Here is an 18942-nt window from a genome sequence, read left to right as displayed (position 1 = left end):
GGTTTTTTTATGGTTACTTTTATCCGTTGATGATGGGCACGATCCAACTGGTGATAATCAGCATAATGCCAAAGTGCCCAAGCTTTCGGCAAACTTTGACAAAAGTTGGAGCGGGTTGTTCTAGTCTCGTCGCATAATCTTTGAGGCTTATGGCTTGGGTGCTGCGGCTATGCCACAGGAAAACAGCAAGATCGATACAGATTAGAATCGTCCCGACATTGGCCACGATATCCATCATCACATAATCTTGTAAATACAGGCTACTGCCTACTCGGTAGCAGAGATAAATCGCAAAAGCGATACACACATATTGCAGTACGAAAGTAAAAGCGCGCATAAATTCACAAAATAAAAAAAGACGGCTGTTTATAACACAAAAAGTAGAAGGGTCACGTCGTCTTTATCTTTTGTCCACAAAAAAAGTATGAGTCTTAACTGATTAGGCTTTGTGCAATTAGGCTGGAAAAAATGGAGACTAAACCTATTTTTGAAAAAATATTGCAATACATGCTTGATGATTGTGAGGTTGGCTTATTTTTTGTTTCTAGCGAGTATATTTCACTCGTCAGTGGGGGAGGCTGTTGAGATGCGCGTTGGCTCTTAAAGCCAAATTCGAGTAAGATCATCAGCAAACCACCATGAATCAGCACTTGCCAGATTGAAATATGAGAGAGGGTGAGTTCTGTATACAGATTAAAAGCAGTGATTGCAGCAAAGATGAAGCAAAAAAGCTTGAATAAATAAAGTGCCTGCATTTCTTTTCCCCTTTTATTGTTGCTCTTATGGTGGACTTTTTTTCTTAAGCGAATATTAAGAACTATAAAAGAGTTGCGAAAAATTTAGCTACCCAACCTTTAATCAAAGGTTGGGTAAATTGTAAGAAAACTTACCAATGTTCACCTGGGAACAAGCGTGCATACGCTTTTTGTACCCAGTTGAGTTTTTGCGGTTCACCTACTGACGCAGTGGAACTTGGGAATAAGTTATAACCAATCGACATCAGCTTATTGTTGATATCTGGTGCAATTGAATAAGTGATCGATGCCAAACGACCTAAGTTGGTTGCGACTTTCTTCGGACGCTTCACAATCGCATAAGCAACCAGATCTGCTGCCTGTTCAGGCGAAAGGGTAGGAACGTATTTATAAATTTTTGTTGGCGCAATCATCGGGGTGCGTACCAAAGGCATATAAACCGAAGTAATCGCAATTTTATGTGAATGCACTTCGGCAGAAAGACAGCGACTGAATGCATCTAGTGCCGCTTTAGACGCCACATAGGCTGAGAAACGAGTGGCATTTGCCAATACGCCAATCGAGCTAATGTTAATAATATGCCCATCACGACGAATCATCATTTGTGGCAGGATGTTCATGACTAAACGTACCGCACCAAAGTAGTTAAGCTGCATGGTGCGTTCAAAGTCGTGGAAGCGTTCCGCTGACTCATGTACAGCACGGCGGATCGAACGACCTGCGTTATTAATTAAAATATCAATATGATCGACTGAAGCTAAAATCTGCTTAGAAACTTCATCAATCGAGTCTAAATCATTTAGGTCACATGGAAAAACAGAGGCTGAACCCCCTTTGGCTTCGATTTCTGCTTTAACTTCTTCTAATGTTTCTTTGGTGCGCGAAACTAAAAGGACGTGTGCTCCTGCGTCAGCCAGTTTGTGTGCAACGGTTAAACCAATACCACTTGAAGCGCCTGTAATTAAGACGGTTTTTCCATTTACGCGTTCTTTAAAAAGTCTATCTATTCTTGAATTCACGTTATCATTCCTGATCTAAGTCAAATATTTGAGGGTTATGGCTGTTTTTGTATTCGATTATTTAGGCTGCATTTTCGGAGAAATGTAGCGGCTTTCCTTCACGGTATAATACCTAAACTGCTTAAAAATATCACGGCATAAGTTATTGAAATAATAAATAATTTTAGAGCAAAAACTCTATTTTATTGGTTCTAATGACTTGTTTTTACCACGAATTCAAGCGAAGTGAAAGGGCTATAAATATAAAAGACAAGCGTATAAAAAACCTCAATCATGTGATTGAGGTTTTAAGTTTAGTGGTCTGTATTTTAGACTTGAGCCAAGGCCTGCTCTAAATCTGCAATCAAATCATCAATATGTTCAATGCCTACAGATAAACGCACCATGTCAAGACTTACTCCAGCAGACTTTAATTCCGCTTCATTCAGTTGGCGATGTGTGGTGGTGGCAGGGTGGCAGGCCAAACTTTTGGCATCGCCAATATTGACCAAGCGAGTGAAGAGTTGCAAAGCATCAATAAAGCGGGTGCCACCTTCACGGCCATCTTGTACCCCAAAAGATAAAATCGCCGAAGGTTTTCCTTTAACATATTTTTGCGCTAAGCCATGCTGAGGGTGATCTTTCAGGCCAGCATAGTTGACCCATTTCACTTTGGGATGGGCTTGTAAATATTCTGCGACTTTCTGCGCATTTTCAGTATGACGTTCCATACGCAGATTTAGCGTTTCTAAGCCTTGTAGAATCAAGAACACGCTTAAAGGGCTAATCGCAGCTCCGGTATTGCGTAATGGCACCACGCGGGCGCGTGCAATATAAGCTGCTTCGCCTAAAGCTTCGACATAGTTCACGCCGTGATAGCTTGGGTCTGGCGTATTTAGCACTTTAAAGCGCTCAGGATATTGGCCCCAAGGAAATTTACCACTATCGACAATCGCTCCACCAATCGAGTTACCATGCCCGCCAATATATTTGGTTAATGAATGCACCACAATGTCTGCCCCATATTCAAAGGGTTTCAGCAGCGCAGGGGTTGCGACGGTATTATCGACCACCACAGGCACGCCATACTCATGTGCGATTTTGGCAATCGCTTCTAGGTCAATGATATTGCCGAGTGGGTTGCCAATCGATTCAACAAAGACCAATTTGGTTTTTTCATCAATTAAACCACGTAGGGCTTCTGGATCTTGATAATCAAAGAAACGGACTTCAATGCCTTGCTTCGGTAGAGTGTGGGCAAATAGGTTATAAGTGCCACCGTACAAGGTCGAGACGGAAGCAATGTTATCACCTGCTTCGGTAATCGTCTGAATCGCATAAGTAATGGCTGCCATGCCAGAGGCTAAGGCCAACGCGCCAATACCGCCTTCGAGTGCAGCCAAACGTTGTTCTAGCACCGCAGTGGTCGGGTTCATAATTCGGGTATAAATATTGCCTTGAACTTTTAGGTCAAATAGATCTGCACCATGTTGTGTATTATCAAAGGCATAAGACGTAGTTTGATAAATCGGCACAGCCACTGCTTTGGTGGTGGCTTCGGGGCTATAACCAGCATGGATAGCCAAAGTTTCATCTTTATAGGTCATGGGACTTCATCTGCGTGAGTTAAATATTGCACAGTCTACCATCAATGAATATGAGTGAAAGTGTGAAAATAATGAATATTTATCTAAAAAATTCATAAAGATGAGCTGCTTGTCTGCGAAAAAGTGAGATAAAGGTGGTGTTTAAAAAATAACCGAGGTGAAAGTTGTAACATTGCATTGAAGATCGGTTTCATGCCTTATTTTTTCAACGTATTCATCGTATAATGCCCGCAAATATTTTTTCGCTTCTTGCGATTTTTTGGTTTTTCTATTGAGGAGTCCTACGTGGCCCAATATATTTATACGATGAACCGAGTGTCTAAGATGGTTCCGCCGAAGCGCGAAATCTTAAAAGACATCTCTTTGTCATTTTTCCCAGGTGCAAAAATTGGTGTGCTTGGTTTAAACGGTGCAGGTAAATCGACCTTGCTTCGTATTATGGCGGGCGTAGACAAAGATTTCTCTGGCGAAGCGCGTGCGCAACCGGGTATCAAAATTGGTTACCTAGAACAAGAGCCGCCACTCGATCCAAATAAGGATGTTCGTGGAAATGTAGAAGATGGTTTACGTGAACCATTGGATGCTTTGGCGCGTTTGGACGAAGTATTTGCTGAATATGCAGCAGAAGATGCAGACTTTGATGCATTGGCAAAAGAGCAAGAAAAACTTGAAGCGATTATCCATTCATGGGATGCACATAATCTGAGCAACCAAATGGATCAAGCTGCAGCAGCTTTGAATCTTCCAGCTTGGGATGCGGACGTGACTTTACTGTCAGGTGGTGAGCGTCGTCGTGTTGCATTGTGTCGTTTGCTTTTGTCTAAGCCAGACATGTTGCTTTTAGATGAACCGACGAACCACTTGGATGCAGAATCTGTGTCTTGGTTAGAGCGTTTCTTGAAAGACTTTGCCGGAACGATTGTGGCGATTACGCACGATCGTTATTTCTTGGATAACGTAGCAGAATGGATTCTTGAGCTTGACCGCGGTATGGGCATTCCATATCAAGGCAACTATTCTGCTTGGTTAGAGCAGAAGAATGCGCGTCTAGAACAAGAGAACAAGCAAGAAGAGTCTTTTGCTAAAGCATTGAAGAAAGAACTTGAATGGGTTCGTTCAAATGCGAAAGGTCAGCAAAAGAAAAACAAAGCGCGTATGGAGCGTTTTGAAGAGCTTAACTCACGCGAGTTCCAACAACGTAACGAAACTTCAGAAATCTATATTCCACCTGGCCCACGTCTAGGGAATAAAGTCGTAGAAGTGGAAGGCATTAGCAAATCATTTGATGGTCGCGTACTGTACGAAAACCTGAGCTTTACCGTACCGCCTACAGCAATTGTGGGTATCGTGGGTCCAAACGGTGCGGGTAAAACCACACTGTTCCGTATGATGACGGGTGAACAACAGCCAGATACAGGTACGGTGACTTTGGGTGAGTCGGTTAAAGTAGCGTATGTGGGTCAGATTCGTGACACCTTAGATAACAATAAAACCGTTTGGGAAGAAGTTTCTGGCGGTTTGGATATCTTAAGAATTGGCGATTATGAAATTGCATCACGTGCTTATATCGGTCGCTTTAACTTTAAAGGTCAAGACCAGCAGAAGCGTGTAGGGGAGTTGTCAGGTGGTGAGCGTAACCGTTTACAACTGGCGAAAATCCTACAAATGGGCGCAAACGTCATCTTACTGGATGAGCCATCGAACGACTTGGATATCGAAACCTTACGTGCACTTGAGGATGCAATTCTTGTATTCCCAGGTACGGTAATGGTGGTGTCGCACGACCGTTGGTTCCTTGACCGTATTGCAACGCACATCTTGTCGTTTGAGAACGAACAGCCTGAATTCTACGAAGGTAACTATGCTGAATATGAAGCCTATCGTTTAGCGCGTTTAGGTGATGCTGCGGTTCAAAAGCGTACCAAATACAAAAAAATTGGCGGTTAATTTCCCCGCATAAAAAAACCAGCCTTCGGGCTGGTTTTTTTATGCTTAGCAATTGCCGCTTAAGGCGTTTTAGGGGCATTCACTTGTAAGCTGATAATGGTGTAATACTGATTTTTAGGTTTTGCTTTGGCATCGACTTTTTCGCTCACTTCAATCAGGTATTGCCCAGCTTGTGCAAAAGTGAGTGTGGCATGGCCTTGTGCATCGACAGCTGTGCTTTTCGCTTGTTGCTCAAGCTCACCTTGAGCGCGAACCATGAGTTCTGCATGTGCAAGGGCTTTGCCTGCTTGAGTAATTTGCAGTTGTACAGGCTGTTGCACCGTGATTTGGTTTGGATGGGTTTTGAATTTGACTTGAATTGGGGCTGGCGTTACAGCGACAGGTGTGGTGCTGTCTTTGCTCACATAGCTTTGAATGCTCCATTCGCGAACCGTAGAGACCTTGCTTGGCACTTTGCCTTTAAAGTCACTTGGTATGACATAGTCACGCTCGCTTAAAGTAGGGACTTTATCTGCTGCGACATCAACAAAGATTTTCCATTGGCGATTATGTTGTACATATTCAATTGGATATGAGGTCTTGGCAAAAATGGTATAGGTGCCTTTTTCTGGTAGCTTAAGATCAAATGCAGTTGCAGATTCTAAGTGCTTCTGTGCTTGAATCGTCGTCTGTGTTTGGTTTGGTTGGAAAACGCTGAATGAAATATCTTTTAGGGCATATTCAGGATGAAAGGCTTGTTCTGCATAGGCGCTCAATACAGGGACTTGGGTATTTTCAGTGTGATACGCCAGTGGAGCGACATAGGGTTCATGGGCTTGAGCCACTGAACAGAATAAAAGTGTGCAGAGTAGAGCGTTTTTCATAGAGACTAGGCCTAAAAATATTTCGTAAGATGAGGTTTTTGATTATATCGAGAAAAACTAACAGGTGATAATAATTATTATTTATTATTTGAGTAGATAAAAAGGGAGTGCATAGACTCCCTTTTTGGATGCGGGTTCTAAGTTAAGGCTTAGATTTCCCACTCATGGTCGCATTCACGACATTTCCATTTTTTCTGAGACTGCATGAAGCCTTGCATTGAAATCTTAAAATCAGGAAGGTCGCGGTAAAATAAGAAGCCTGCAATCACACACACGATGAAAACCACAACTGTTGCAATTTGTAGTGTTGAGCCAGCGCCATCCCCAAATAGCCACATTGCGATGCTAATGAGCACCAAAAGTAATAATACAAAAATGGCTGGAACTAAAAAAACCAGACTTTTAGGCACGACAGGGCGTGTTGCTGGAGCTCCTGCTTGAGCAACAGGCATAATTTTTGGGCTTTGACATTGAGGACAACGATATTGCATTACAACTCCAAAATTCGAATCTATGCTGTATTCTAATCGGATTGGAGCAGAAAGCCAAAAAAGCGCGGTAATGAAGTGCTGATAAATTTGAGGCAATAAAAAACCCAAGTCATAATGCTTGGGTTTTTTACCAGATGTTGCCATCTTAAATATGGCGTCCCTACGGGGATTCGAACCCCGGTTACCGCCGTGAAAGGGCGATGTCCTAGGCCTCTAGACGATAGGGACTTATTGAGGCATCACGTTGAGTGGTTAACACCGTCTCTCTGTGTGAGCGCTATATTAGGGATATAACGCCCATGCGTCAACTAAAAAATCAATTAAGCTTCATCAACTGCGTCATTTTTCGGCAATTTTAGACTTTCATTCAGTTTTTCCCAAATTTTTGCTTCTTTTTTGCTTGGACCACCCACAATTTCAAGGGCATGACGTAAGCGCGCGAAAGTTAAGTCAGGGCCAATGGTGACCATGGTTTGCATCACTGGGGTCGAAGCGGTTGAACCTGCAATGGCAATAAAGAACGCTGGCATAAAGTCACGGAGCTTAATTTCCATTTGGCTGGCTAAGTCCATCAAGGTTTGACTTACGGTGTCATTGTTCCATGTGAACATGCTTTCCAAACGCCAAATCGCAAATTGCAGACTTTGACGAACTTGCTCTTCGCTCAGTTTCTTGCTTTCAAACTGTTCTTTGGTCAAGCTTGGGAACTGGTTAAAGTAATGCGCAGACCAGTTCACCGCTTCTGAAAGCAAGTTGATACGAGGTTGAATCGCTGCGGCGATGTCTTCGAGCATCTTGCGATCTGCTTTCCATGCCAATAAGGTATCTAACAGTTCAGCAGGGCTTAAGCCTTTGATCCATTGACCATTGAGCCAATTCAGTTTTTCCACATCAAAAATTGGACCACCGAGGGATACCCGTTGAATGTCAAAGTGTTCAATCATCTCTGCCAATGTGAATTTTTCGCGTTCATCTGGCATAGACCAGCCCATGCGGCCTAAGTAGTTCAACAAGGCTTCAGGCAAGACACCAATATTTTTGTAGTAGTTAATAGAGGTTGGGTTCTTACGTTTTGACAGTTTTGATTTGTCTGGGTTACGTAATAATGGCATATGCCCCAATACAGGCATTTCCCAACCAAAGTATTGGTACAACAACTGATGTTTAGGTGCTGAAGGCAACCATTCTTCGCCACGGAAAACGTGGGTGATTTGCATCAAATGGTCATCGACAACATTGGCAAGGTGATAGGTCGGTAAACCATCTGTTTTAAGCAAGACTTGCATGTCCACTTGTACCCAAGGAATTTCCACTTCCCCGCGCAGTAAGTCATTGACTGTACAAATGCCTTCTTCGGGCACTTTCATACGAATCACGTGTGGCTCACCTGCAGCAAGGCGACTTTGGACTTCTTCAGCAGATAATTTTAAACCACGGCCATCGTACTTTGGTGTCTCACCACGGGCCTGTTGTTCTGCACGCATTTGATCCAACTCTTCGCTTGTAGCAAAGCAGTAGAACGCATGACCTTTTTCAACCAAATCCAGTGCATATTGTTTATAAATATGCATGCGTTCAGACTGGCGATACGGTGCATGTGGCCCGCCAATGTCTGGACCTTCAAACCAATTCAGTCCTAACCAACGCAATGAATCTAAAATCATTTTTTCAGATTCAGGAGTCGAACGAAGTTGGTCGGTATCTTCAATCCGCAGAATAAATTCACCACCATGTTGCTTGGCATAGCATAAGTTAAATAACGCAATATACGCTGTGCCCACATGCGGGAAGCCAGTTGGAGAGGGTGCAATACGAGTACGAACAGTCATAGCCAATTATGATTCAGAATGTAAATTGAGGTCTATTATAACGAAAAAGCCCGACCACTTAATGCTTAATTCAACATTCAGTGATCAGGCTTTTATGTGCAAATGTCATAACTTGAGAGAGGTTATGACGTTGTTGCTTATTTTTAGTTTAGAGGAACAATGATTGCACAAAACGGCTAAAGCGCTGGTTTTGTGTAGCAAAGAAATTTTGTGTCGGTGCAACTTTGATTGAAGTCATGATTTTTAAATCATTATCCGTCATCGTGGTTCGGTCACTGCCTTTTTGTTGGCTGAGCGCTTTTTCAATCAACGATGTTTTCTCAGTGGGCATCGTCGCTTTGTCATTGCTTTGAATGGCTGCACTATGTCCCAGTTGGCTAAAACAAGCCAAGCCGATACTTAACGTAACGGTATGTAAAAATATTGCTTTCATGTCCTTTTCCCCCTCTCAACATGGTATTGGAACAGATTTTTATTAAAATCATTGGTAATCTAGTTTCAATTTAACCGATTTTACAAATAAAAAAGTAGAACTGTGTCACACAATTTACAAAATTATAAACAAATTTGGGCTAAATTGACATTTAAACATCAAATATAAATCATTTGGCTTTTTGTACCAAATAACTGTGGAGATAGCATGGAGATTTTGAGCTTGATCTGTGGAGGGCGGATATGGGCTTATCCCTAAAAGTGCACAAAATAGTCCTTTTAGAGATATCTTTTTATCAGATATAAAAGCCATAATTAATTATAACTAGATGATTGTGTTGGTTTTTTGTTGTTTATATAGTGAGCAAATTCAGTTCGAGTATAAAGCAATGAAAAAAATATTAGCGACATCTATTTTAGTATTACTTGGGGGCTTTGCAGCCAGTGCTTATGCAGCAAAAGATTTTTTAAATGTGTCTTATGACCCAACCCGTGAGTTTTATCAAGAATATAACCAAGCCTTTGGACAGTATTGGAAAAGCAAAACTGGGCAGGAGGTCAACTTTAAACAGTCTCATGGTGGATCGGGCAAGCAAGCACGTGCCGTTGCAACGGGTCTACAAGCAGATGTGGTGACCTTGGCCTTGGCCAATGATATTGATGAAATTGTGAATACTGGACAAATTGATAAAAATTGGCAAAAAGAATTTCCAAATAATTCTGCACCTTATACGTCAACCATTGTTTTTTTAGTGCGTAAGGGTAATCCGAAACAAATTAAAGACTGGAATGATTTAACCAAACCGGGGGTTGAGATCATTACCCCAAATCCAAAAACAGGCGGTGCGCCGCGTTGGATCTATTTATCGGCTTGGGGGTATGCATTAAAACAACCGGGAGGTAATGATGCGAAAGCCAAAGAATTGGTGAAAAAACTTTATCAAAATGTCAAAGTCCTTGATTCAGGTGCGCGAGGTTCATTGACCACGTTTGCTGAACGAAGCATAGGAGATGTGTTGTTGTCTTGGGAAAATGAAGCCTTACTGGCAACCCAAGGCCTCGGTAAAGACAAATACGATATTGTTTATCCGTCTATTTCGATTTTAGCGGAGCCATCGGTTGCGATTGTGGACAAAACCGTCGACAAAAATGGCAATCGAAATTTGGCCAAGGGCTATTTAAATTATCTGTATTCGCCAAAAGGGCAGGAGTTGGCGGCGAAGCATTTCTTCCGTCCACGAAATAAACAAGTGGCGAACAAATACCTTACGCAATTTCCAAAGCAAAAAACCTTTAATATTAATGATGTCTTTGGAGGGTGGGCCAAAGCGCAGAAAACTCACTTTGTAAATGGTGCGATTTTTGATCAAATTTATGCTGAAAAATAAACGTGCTGTGGTTTAATGAGATCACGTTCGAACATAAAAGTGGATATACGCATATCCACTTTTATTATATTTTAAGCATAAAAATGTATATAATAAGAATAAGTAAAGTGTTTGCTATTATTTTAAATAAAAACAATTCATTAAGTCTCAGTGATTCTAAAGTAACGAGTATTTAAAAAACAAAAGTGAATTGCGATTTATGATTTTGTTTCATATATTTAGCATAATTCTTGATATTTAATTTAATACGCCATGAAAATGCATTTGAAATCTCTCTGGGCTGCTGCCGTAGTGGCAACAGGTCTGACATTCAGTATGACATCAGCTCAAGCGGCTGATCGTACTATGCTCAATGTCTCCTATGATGCAACACGTGAATTTTACGATGAGTTCAATAAATCCTTTGGTGCTTATTGGCAAAGTCGTACAGGACAAACGGTCGATTTTAAACAGTCACACGGGGGTTCAGGTAAACAAGCCCGTTCGGTCGTTGATGGTCTAAAAGGGGATGTGGTGACCTTGGCCCTAGCCAATGACATTGAAGAAATTGTCAAATCGGGTCAAATCCAGCCGGGTTGGCAAAAAGAGTTCCCAAATAACTCTGCACCTTATACGTCGACCATTGTGTTCATGGTACGCAAAGGCAACCCGAAAAAAATTAAGGACTGGTCTGATTTAACCAAACCGGGTGTACAAATTATTACGCCTAATCCTAAAACAGGCGGTCTACCACGTTGGGTGTATCTGTCTGCTTGGGGTTATGCACTGAAACAACCAGGTGGCAATGAGGCCAAAGCCAAAGAGTTCGTGGGTAAAATGTACCATAACGTGAAAGTCATGGACTCTGCGGCACGGGCGTCTATGACCACCTTTGCAGAACGTCGCATTGGTGATGTGTTGTTGACTTGGGAAAATGAAGCCTTAGTGACACAAAAAACTTTAGGTAAAAATCAGTTCGATATTGTTTATCCATCGATCTCGATTTTAACCGAGCCTTCGGTGGCAATCGTGGATAAGACCGTGGCGAAAAATGGCAACAAGTGGTTAGCACAGGGTTATATCAACTATTTATATTCACCACTGGGTCAGGAAATGGCGGCGAAACACTTCTATCGTCCGCGTAATGCTGCAGTTTTAGAAAAATATAAAGCGCAATTTCCACCGTTAAAAACCTTCACCATTGATGAAGTGTTTGGTGGTTGGGCCAATGCTCAAAAGACCCACTTTGTGAATGGGGCGACCTTTGACCAAATCTATAATAGCCGTAAATAATCCAGTTAATTATTTCAGCTACTACTTAAAAAGCCTCCCTCGGGAGGCTTTTTTGATAATGAATGCCGTTTAAAAACGGTTTTGTCTATGAAAAGTAATATTTCCCTACAAAAAGTCGTTTGGAGCTTTGTTAAAACAAGGTAATAATGTGCAGTTACATTTTTCCTTCCGATCATATTGAGTCTTTATGTCGCATATTTCTGTATTACTTCACGAAACTGTTGATGCTTTGGTAGCAGATCGCAATACAGGGATTTTCATTGACGGGACGTTTGGTCGTGGCGGACATACACGTTTGCTGTTGTCTAAGCTGGATGAAAATGCACGTGTCTATGGTTTTGATAAAGACCCGCAAGCACTGGAAACAGCCGCGATTTTAGAACAAGAAGATCCACGTTTTAAAATTATCCATGCCAGCTTTGCTGATCTTAAACATGAGTTAGAAGTACGTGGTATTGGCTTGGTCGATGGGGTTATGGCCGATTTGGGCGTGTCTTCACCGCAGCTTGATCAGGCGGAGCGTGGCTTTAGTTTTATGAAAGATGGGCCACTGGATATGCGTATGGATAATTCAAAAGGTCCAACCGCAGCGCAGTGGTTGGTCAATATTGAAGAAGAAGCGTTAGCTAATATTATTTTTCAATACGGTGAAGAGCGTTATAGCCGTCGTATTGCCAAAGCCATTAAAGCGGCTGGGTTGATTGAAACGACCGCGCAATTGGCTGAAATTGTGAAAGTGGCACACCCGAAATGGGAAAAAAATAAACATGCCGCAACACGAACTTTCCAAGCAATTCGTATTGCCATTAATAAAGAATTAGAAGATATTGAAGTTTTCCTACCTCAAGCGGTAGACGTATTAAAACCGAATGGTCGCTTGGCTGTGATTAGCTTTCATTCGCTAGAAGATCGATTAATTAAACAATTTATTCAAAAAGAGTCGACACTTGAGGAAGACATGGGTTGGGGAATGCCACAACAACGACCAGATACACGTCGTTTAAAGAAAGTATCACGTGTGAAAGCAAGTGATGCCGAGGTTAAAGCCAATCCACGTTCACGTAGTGCATGGCTTAGAGTTGCAGAGCGCTTAGCACTTAAAGGCGAATAATGAAAACTGAAGTCGTTGAAAAAATTCCAACAAAGTTAAAGTTTAAGAAGCTGATTGCCTATGTCATTTTATTGGTGCTGGTATTTATTAGTGCCATGATGGTGGTGTTTCAAGTGTTTGAATACCGTCATGACTATCGCGAAATGAGTTCTTTTATGCGCGAGCGTGATGACTTAAATGCAGAGTGGGGCCGTTTGCTGATTGAACAGCAAACTTTTGGCGCAACTGCACAAATTGGAACGCGCGCAGTGACGCAACTGCGGATGTATTCACCACCTGCGGCGCAAACCGTAGTGATTTCTTTACCCACGACTTCAGAAGACAAAAAATAAGGCCGCTGTAACATGGTAGAAAAGCGTAAACCCACTCGTAAAAAACAGCAAGCGGTGACTGAAAAATCGGCTCTACAGGTTGAAATGTGGCGCTTTTATCTCATGTGGGCGGTGGTTTTAGCTTGCTTTATTGCTTTGATTGGACGTGCTTTTTACGTACAGGTCATCAATACCGAATTTTTGCAAAATAAAGCCAATGCCAATATTTTAAGAACCGAAAAAATTAAAGCCATGCGTGGTGTGATTTATGACCGTCATGGTGTGCCTTTGGCGATCAGTACGCCGATCATGAAAGTGGTGATTGATCCGCGTGATTATTTTGATAATAAAAAACTGTTTGATGAAATTACTGCTGAATTAGCCAAAGATCCACACAATCGTAAATTGAAGCGTCAATTACCAGACAAAAACTTAAATCTGGATGAACTGGCTGATGCCGTGGGCATGGATCGTGCGGAACTGAAGCGGAAACTCAATGAACGTCCGCGTTCGCGCTACTTGGTTTTGAAAAAAGAAGTGCCACCTCAGCAAGCTGAACTGATTGCGAAACGTGAGTTCCAAGGGGTGTATACCGAAAAGAACTACAAGCGTTACTATCCGCAGCCACAACCGAATGCGCAAATTATTGGTTTGACCAACAGTGAAGGTTCGGGCATTGAAGGTTTAGAAATGCAGCTGAATCAACGCCTGTCGGGTATTGATGGTGAGCAGCAAATTGTTCGAGATAAAAAGGGCAATCGTTTTAAAGATGCCGAGGTGGTTAAAGAAGTTGAGCCGGGCGAAAATATTACGCTCAGTATTGATTCGCGCCTTCAATACATTATGTACCGTGAACTGACCGCTGCGGGTGTAGCCAATAATGCTCGTTCTGCAACAGCGATTGCGGTCGATGTGAAAACGGGTGAAATTTTAGCGATGGCGTCGTGGCCGTCGTATAACCCGAACGATAAAAACAGTTTGTCCAATAAAGACGCCATGCGTAACCGTGGTGCGGTTGACTCTTTCGAGCCGGGTTCAACCATGAAGCCTTTGACCATTTCAATGGCCTTGGAAAGCGGCAAATATATGCCGAATACTGTGGTCAATACCACTCCGGGTTCAATGCGGGTCGGTAACCACACCATTCGAGATACGCATAACTACGGTCCACTGACTTTGGGCGGGATTATTCAAAAATCCTCTAACGTGGGTGTGGCTAAAATTGCCTTGTCTCTCCCTTATGCAACTTTACCGACTTTTTACAAACGTCTCGGTTTTGGTCAGCGTTCTGCGGTTAAATTCCCGGGTGAAAGTGGTGGTTTAATTCTTCCGCCAAGTAAATGGAATGTATCGGAAGTGGCGACCATGGCATATGGTTACGGTTTAAATGCGACTGTGCTGCAAATGGTGGATGCTTATGCCATGTTGGCTAACAAAGGTGTGAAAATGCCTTTGAGTTTGTATAAGTTAGATGCACCGCCCCGTGGTGAACAAATGATTGATCCAAAAATTGCGGATCAAGTTTTGTTGATGATGGAAACAGCAACCTTACCAGGTGGTACTGCGACGCGTGCGACTATTCCGGGTTACCGTGTGGGGGGTAAAACAGGAACCGCACATAAGTTGCGTGCTGACCGTAAAGGCTACTCAACCAATGAATATCGTGCACTTTTTGCTGGTGTAGCACCAGTCAGCGACCCGCGTTTAGCGATGGTGGTCGTGGTCGAAAACCCGCAAGGGACCTACTATGGTGGTACAGTGTCTGCGCCTGTATTTGCCCGTGTTATGCAAGAATCCTTACGTTTAATGAACGTGCCTTTAGATAAACCTTTAGATGCTCCTGTAATCAAGAGATAGGTGATGAATGTCCATTACATTTCAACAACTCTACACCGCTAACTTAAGCGCTGAATGGATGGCACAGCCATTTCAAGGTTTTGTTCTTGATAGTCGTAAAGTACAGGCAGGGCAAATTTTTATTGCGCTGACATCATTTTCACAACCTGAGAAAACAGAGCAGTTTGCGCAAATAGCCTTGGACAAAGGGGCTTTAGCGGTGGTGAGTGAAACTGAGCTTGCACTTGAAAACAGTATTGTGGTGCCGAATGTGCGTCACTTGATGGGAGGCTGGCAAAAGCAATTTTTGTTGGCCACTAGCCAAGTACAGCCTGCTCGTATTTTAGCAGTGACAGGAACCAATGGTAAAACCACCATTTCTCGTTTAGTCGCAGAACTGTTGATGCTACAAGGCAAATCATGTGCGGTAATGGGAACCACAGGTAATGGCATTTTACCCAATTTAGAAGCATCGTCGCATACCACTTTAGATGCGCTGCACTTACAAAATGCACTACATAGCTATGCCAAGCAAGGGGCTGAATTTTCATCGATTGAAGCCTCTTCGCATGGTTTGGAACAAGGTCGTTTAGCGGGCAGTGAAATTGAAATTGCTGCATATAGTAACTTAAGTCGTGACCATTTGGACTACCATGGCACGCTTGAGGCCTATGCCGAAGCTAAATCTCGCTTGTTTCAATTTCCATCATTGAAAGTTGCAGTCATCAATCTGGATGATGAGCATGCTGGAGTCATGATTCAAGCGGCACAAAATAATCCAGTCCAACCGAAAATTTTAACCTATTCAACCACGCAGCCTGCAGACTATCAGGTGAAGAATATTCAATATAGCCTGACGGGTGCGAACTTTAGCTTGTCTACGGCACAGGCCGAATATCAGGTACAGAACCCATTATTGGGTCATTTTAATATTGAAAATTTGGTCGCAAGTTTAATTATGGTTGAACAAGCGGGTTTTGATTTAGCCGATGTGGTTACTACGACAGCACAGCTCAAAGGTGCACCAGGTCGTATGCAAGTGATTCGTGATGATGCGCGTTTATTTGTGGTTGATTATGCGCATACGCCTGATGCTCTGGTGCAAGTCTTAAGCACGTTGAAGCGCCATGTAGAACAGCAACTCTGGGCAGTATTTGGTTGTGGTGGAGACCGCGACCGTGGCAAACGCCCACTCATGACCCAAGCAGCATTAAACGGAGCAGATGTGGTGTTGTTGACTTCAGATAACCCACGGACTGAAAATCCTGAGCAAATTTTTGCCGATATGAAAGCGGGTGTTGATTTCTCGACTCGTGTGGTTCATGAAATCCATGATCGTCGTGAAGCGATTAAATTTGCCGTTCAACAGGCCCAAGCGGGTGATATTGTCGTGATTGCAGGCAAAGGTCATGAAAACTATCAAGAAATAGAGGGTGTTCGACATTGGTTTGACGATGTCGTCGAAGTGCAATCCGCGATTGATGCACAGCACCACACTACTGATTCTGCTTATCCTGCACACTAAGGAAGTCATATGCATACCTCAACAACCAGCACAGTGCCTTTAGTGTCATGGACCGCCGCACAGTTACTCGAAGCCACCCAAGGTTATTGGCTAAATGATCAAGCACCAAATACTGAAATTAAGCGTATTTTGACGGATTCGCGTGATGCAGAAGCAGGAGATGCTTTCTTGGCACTCAAAGGCGAACGTTTTGATGCGCATGCTTTTATTACGCAAGTTGCTGAACAAGGCTGCCAAGTGGCCATTGTGAGCCAGCCTATAGATGCGGAGATTTGTCAGTTGGTGGTGCCTGATACACGTTTGGCATTGGGACAGCTGGGGGCTTATCGTCGTGCACAAAACCCACAGCTAAAAGTGATTGCGCTGACGGGGAGTAGTGGTAAAACCACCACCAAAGAAATGTTAGGCAGTATTTTGTCACGTATAGCACCAACGTTGGTGACCCGTGGCAATCTGAATAATGACTTGGGTGTGCCAGTCATGTTATTGGAATTACGTCCTGAGCATCAATATGCAGTGATGGAATTGGGTGCAAGCCATCAAGGTGAAATTGATTATACCTCGAATTTGGTCCAGCCCTTGGTTGCAGGCATTATCAATATTGGTACAGCACACTTGGGTGAGTTTGGTGGACGCGATGGTATCTGCCGTGCCAAGTCTGAGATTTATGCGCATATTGCCCCAAATGGAACATCTATTGTTCCTGCAGCCGATGATTTTGCCGATAGCATTCGCCAAGCAGTGCAAACTGAACAGGTGCTCAGCTTTGGTGCGGGTGGTGAAATCTTTGCCACTGAGATTGAGTTACAGGCACAATCGGCAACGTTTAAGTTGAATACCCCGCAAGGCGTGAGTCAGGTGAATTTACCATTTGCTGGGGAGCATAATGTTCAAAATGCAACCGCTGCGGCAGCTTTTGCTTTAGCGATTGGTATTAGCTTGGATGATATCGTGCTTGGCCTTGAGCAAGCGGTCGGTGCAAAAGGGCGTTTGAACTTTATTCAACAAGGCCGTCATTTGTTGATTGATGATACCTATAATGCCAACCCAACTTCTATGCGTGCCGCTGCTGAAGTGCTTGCACAGCAAGAGGGGGTTCGGGTGATGGTGATGGGTGATATCGGTGAGCTAGGTAGCTCTGCTGCACAGCAGCACTATATGCTGGGGCGTGATTTAGTCTCAGTGAAAGGGCTAAACTTCGTAGTGGCTGTCGGTGAATTTGCACCTGCGGCACAAGAAGGTGCACGCAGCACCCAATATGGCAAAAAAATGCAGGCTTTTTTGAATCAAGAGCAGGCTTTGCCGTTCTTACTCAGTTTAATTGAAACACATCAACCCCAGTCTATGAGTTTCCTGTTTAAAGGTTCTCGTTATACCCATATGGAAACGTTGATGGCTGATTTGATGGAGAAACTCTAAATGTTGTTATGGTTGTTTGAACAACTGGCGGGCTACCATAGTTCGTTTCAGGTGGTTCGTTATTTAACATTGCGTTCTTTGCTCAGTGTTTTAACCGCACTGACCATTGGTCTAGTGCTCGGTCCTGTGATGATTCGCAAGTTGCAAGCACTCAAATATGGTCAAGCCGTGAGTTCATATGCTCCTGAAAATCATGCCAAAAAAATGGGCACACCAACCATGGGTGGTGTGTTGATCTTACTCTCAATTGGTATCTCCACACTGTTGTGGGCAGATTTATCCAACCCATATGTATGGATTGTCTTGGCAGTGATGGTGATTTTCGGTGCAGTGGGTTGGGCCGATGACTGGATCAAGATTCGCTATAAAGACAATGCAGGTTTACCTGCCCGTAAAAAGTTCTTTTGGACCTCGCTTGCATCATTGGGCGCAGGTATTGCGCTATATGTAATTGCACAGCAACAGACTAATCCTGTACATACCGCAAATATGCTGGATCTGCTGATTCCATTTTTTAAAGATTTAAGTATTCCTTTGTCGGTGATTCCGTTGGGTATTGGTTTTATCATTTTCACCTATTTGGTGATTAATGGTGCATCAAATGCCGTGAACCTCACTGATGGTTTGGATGGTTTAGCGATTATGCCTGTGGTGCTGGTTGCTGCAGGTCTAGGTGTATTTGCATATCTGGCTGGTGATGTCCGGTTTGCCAATTATTTACATATTCCTTATGTGCGCTTTGCCTCTGAATTGGTGGTGATTTGTGCAGCCATGATTGGCGCAGGTTTGGCCTTCCTTTGGTTTAATGCACACCCTGCTCAGGTTTTCATGGGCGATGTGGGTGCATTATCATTGGGTGCAATGCTCGGTACAATTGCGGTCATGGTTCGTCAGGAAATTGTCTTTGCTATTATGGCTGGTGTGTTCTTGGTCGAAGCGATTTCAGTCTTCTTGCAAATTGGTTCGCTCAGAATGCGCAATAAACGGGTATTCCTGATGGCGCCATTACACCACCATTATGAGAAAAAAGGCTGGCGTGAAACCCAAGTGGTGATTCGTTTCTGGATTATCACAATTATGCTGGTAGTTTTAGGGCTAATGACCTTAAAATTGCGCTAAGCAAAAGTATGAAAAGAGTCGGTATTTGCCGGCTTTTTT

16 protein-coding genes and 1 tRNA gene are annotated in these 18942 nt (G+C 43.1%); 9 read left to right on the top strand and 8 right to left on the bottom strand.

What is annotated here, in order from left to right; genetic code table 11:
- Positions 1–19: 19 nt before the first annotated feature.
- The 3 genes from PTT44_RS14510 to PTT44_RS14500 form a co-directional block, all read right to left on the bottom strand.
- A complete protein-coding gene (locus PTT44_RS14510) occupies positions 20–337 on the bottom strand; it encodes a hypothetical protein (RefSeq protein ID WP_004691542.1) in 318 nt (105 codons plus the stop codon).
- 549 nt (positions 338–886) lie between these two features.
- Positions 887–1774: an SDR family NAD(P)-dependent oxidoreductase gene (locus PTT44_RS14505; RefSeq protein ID WP_159152664.1), complete on the bottom strand. Its 888-nt coding sequence runs from the start codon at positions 1772–1774 to the stop codon at positions 887–889.
- 308 nt (positions 1775–2082) lie between these two features.
- A complete protein-coding gene (locus tag PTT44_RS14500) occupies positions 2083–3360 on the bottom strand; it encodes an O-acetylhomoserine aminocarboxypropyltransferase/cysteine synthase family protein (RefSeq protein WP_168158680.1) in 1278 nt (425 codons plus the stop codon).
- Positions 3361–3645: 285 nt separating this feature from the next.
- Between PTT44_RS14500 and ettA the strand changes: the two genes are divergently transcribed.
- The gene (gene ettA / locus PTT44_RS14495) at positions 3646–5307 is read left to right on the top strand and encodes an energy-dependent translational throttle protein EttA (protein WP_168158679.1); all 1662 of its coding nucleotides are present in this window, start codon (positions 3646–3648) and stop codon (positions 5305–5307) included.
- Positions 5308–5366: 59 nt separating this feature from the next.
- Here ettA and PTT44_RS14490 read toward each other — a convergent pair whose 3' ends face one another.
- The 5 genes from PTT44_RS14490 to PTT44_RS14470 form a co-directional block, all read right to left on the bottom strand.
- Positions 5367–6170 (bottom strand): DUF4198 domain-containing protein, encoded by an 804-nt coding sequence (locus tag PTT44_RS14490; RefSeq protein WP_168158678.1) that lies wholly within the window; start codon positions 6168–6170, stop codon positions 5367–5369.
- Between the two features lie 149 nt (positions 6171–6319).
- A complete protein-coding gene (locus PTT44_RS14485) occupies positions 6320–6661 on the bottom strand; it encodes a membrane protein (protein ID WP_010327661.1) in 342 nt (113 codons plus the stop codon).
- Between the two features lie 152 nt (positions 6662–6813).
- A tRNA-Glu gene (locus PTT44_RS14480) sits at positions 6814–6889 on the bottom strand.
- Positions 6890–6981: 92 nt separating this feature from the next.
- A complete protein-coding gene (gene gltX, locus PTT44_RS14475) occupies positions 6982–8490 on the bottom strand; it encodes a glutamate--tRNA ligase (RefSeq protein ID WP_273795680.1) in 1509 nt (502 codons plus the stop codon).
- A 148-nt stretch (positions 8491–8638) separates the two neighbouring features.
- Complete coding sequence (locus PTT44_RS14470) at positions 8639–8923, bottom strand: hypothetical protein (protein WP_168158676.1); 285 nt, start codon at positions 8921–8923, stop codon at positions 8639–8641.
- A 388-nt stretch (positions 8924–9311) separates the two neighbouring features.
- Here PTT44_RS14470 and PTT44_RS14465 point away from each other — a divergent pair, with 388 nt between their 5' ends.
- From PTT44_RS14465 to mraY, 8 genes are all read left to right on the top strand, one after another.
- Positions 9312–10310, top strand: coding sequence for a sulfate ABC transporter substrate-binding protein (locus PTT44_RS14465; protein ID WP_168158675.1), 999 nt, complete (start codon positions 9312–9314; stop codon positions 10308–10310).
- A 252-nt stretch (positions 10311–10562) separates the two neighbouring features.
- On the top strand, positions 10563–11582 hold the full coding sequence (locus tag PTT44_RS14460) for a sulfate ABC transporter substrate-binding protein (protein ID WP_159128570.1): 1020 nt from the start codon (positions 10563–10565) through the stop codon (positions 11580–11582).
- A gap of 187 nt (positions 11583–11769) precedes the next feature.
- A complete protein-coding gene (rsmH, locus tag PTT44_RS14455; protein ID WP_058951622.1) occupies positions 11770–12693 on the top strand; it encodes a 16S rRNA (cytosine(1402)-N(4))-methyltransferase RsmH in 924 nt (307 codons plus the stop codon).
- On the top strand, positions 12693–13025 hold the full coding sequence (ftsL, locus tag PTT44_RS14450; RefSeq protein WP_004691506.1) for a cell division protein FtsL: 333 nt from the start codon (positions 12693–12695) through the stop codon (positions 13023–13025). Before rsmH ends, ftsL begins: the two co-directional genes overlap by 1 nt.
- Positions 13026–13037: 12 nt before the next feature.
- Complete coding sequence (gene ftsI, locus PTT44_RS14445) at positions 13038–14861, top strand: penicillin-binding protein PBP3 (RefSeq protein WP_168158674.1); 1824 nt, start codon at positions 13038–13040, stop codon at positions 14859–14861.
- A 7-nt stretch (positions 14862–14868) separates the two neighbouring features.
- Entirely contained in the window at positions 14869–16365 is a 1497-nt protein-coding gene (locus PTT44_RS14440) for a UDP-N-acetylmuramoyl-L-alanyl-D-glutamate--2,6-diaminopimelate ligase (RefSeq protein ID WP_273795679.1), read from the top strand.
- 9 nt (positions 16366–16374) lie between these two features.
- Positions 16375–17784: a UDP-N-acetylmuramoyl-tripeptide--D-alanyl-D-alanine ligase gene (locus PTT44_RS14435; RefSeq protein WP_168158672.1), complete on the top strand. Its 1410-nt coding sequence runs from the start codon at positions 16375–16377 to the stop codon at positions 17782–17784.
- Positions 17785–18903, top strand: coding sequence for a phospho-N-acetylmuramoyl-pentapeptide-transferase (gene mraY, locus PTT44_RS14430; protein WP_058951625.1), 1119 nt, complete (start codon positions 17785–17787; stop codon positions 18901–18903).
- Positions 18904–18942: the final 39 nt, after the last annotated feature.

This window comes from Acinetobacter sp. Gutcm_16 (genome assembly GCF_028649355.1).
Classification (GTDB): domain Bacteria; phylum Pseudomonadota; class Gammaproteobacteria; order Pseudomonadales; family Moraxellaceae; genus Acinetobacter; species Acinetobacter johnsonii.
The sequence above is the reverse complement of the archived record's forward strand: the minus strand, read 5'-3'. Positions and strand labels throughout refer to the sequence as shown.